Source organism: Streptomyces blattellae, assembly GCF_009709555.1.
Taxonomy (GTDB): Bacteria; Actinomycetota; Actinomycetes; order Streptomycetales; family Streptomycetaceae; genus Streptomyces; species Streptomyces blattellae.
This window is the reverse complement of the sequence record NZ_WJBG01000017.1, coordinates 1-887: the sequence shown is the minus strand read 5'-3', so window position 1 is coordinate 887 and position 887 is coordinate 1. Positions and strand designations below refer to the sequence as shown.

3 protein-coding genes are annotated in these 887 nt (G+C 62.0%); 2 read left to right on the top strand and 1 reads right to left on the bottom strand.

Features of this window, described 5'->3' with window-relative positions:
• Window positions 1-38 precede the first annotated feature (38 nt).
• Complete coding sequence (locus GFH49_RS00780; protein WP_155053774.1) at window positions 39-224, bottom strand: GntR family transcriptional regulator; 186 nt, start codon at window positions 222-224, stop codon at window positions 39-41.
• A gap of 211 nt (window positions 225-435) precedes the next feature.
• Here GFH49_RS00780 and GFH49_RS39670 point away from each other — a divergent pair, with 211 nt between their 5' ends.
• On the top strand, window positions 436-636 hold the full coding sequence (locus GFH49_RS39670; RefSeq protein WP_230396088.1) for a hypothetical protein: 201 nt from the start codon (window positions 436-438) through the stop codon (window positions 634-636).
• Window positions 633-869, top strand: coding sequence for a hypothetical protein (locus tag GFH49_RS00770; protein ID WP_155053773.1), 237 nt, complete (start codon window positions 633-635; stop codon window positions 867-869). Before GFH49_RS39670 ends, GFH49_RS00770 begins: the two co-directional genes overlap by 4 nt.
• Window positions 870-887 lie beyond the last annotated feature (18 nt).

Here is an 887-nt window from a genome sequence, read left to right as displayed (position 1 = left end):
CGACACACGCCCCCGGCGCACTCCCTAACCGTGATCGGCTACACCACGACAAGGGACGCCATCACGGCTTTCTGTGTGGTCGCCTGTGCCGTCCCGTACTCCGCTGCCAGTGCGACCGTCCCAGGGAAGCGCTCACCAGGTGTCCACTCTCCAGCGCGCAACCGGCGACGCAGATCATCGGCAATCTGGGGCCAGAGGTTCCGGGAACGGTCAAGATCAGCCATACGGTCAGCCTGTGCGCTATCGCGCAACTCTGCTACCGCGCTTACGCGTAAGCGCATAAGCTCAGCTCACACCGGCTATGAGGAGCTGAGGACAGTGAACGACCGCGCAAGCGCAGTGAGCCGACCAAGCCATGTCCGGCTGTTGCCCTGGAAGGGGCCAGAGGGGAAGTCCGCGCACCTGATCACGGACGGCACGCGTACGCCCCTGTCCATGCTGGCCGACACCATCGAGAGTCAACAGATCGAATCAGCCACGGTCATTGTCGGACTGGCGCGACCGATGGTCACAGAAGAGGCCACACTCACGGCAGATGAGCTGCGCTGGATCGCAAGCCGTCTGATCGAAAGCCTGACGGACGTACTGAACATCGCTGAGAGCCGGGGGCAGCGGATTCCTGCCTATGAGGAATGAACGACGTGAACAGAGCGAAGAGGGCACGTATCCGCATGCCGGGGTTGGCTCTGCTGACTGTACTTGCCATGGCCGGTTGCGGAAGCCAGGAAGACGAGAGCAGCGGTACCGATGCGCAATCGGATGAGCCGGTAAAGGTCAAAAGTTGCGGCGCCTCAATGGAGATCGAAGCAACCAACGACTTCCAGGGTGTCCATTCACGGGTGGTGCTGACCTGCGGTGGGGCCCGGTGATCTCTGCGATCTGACGAT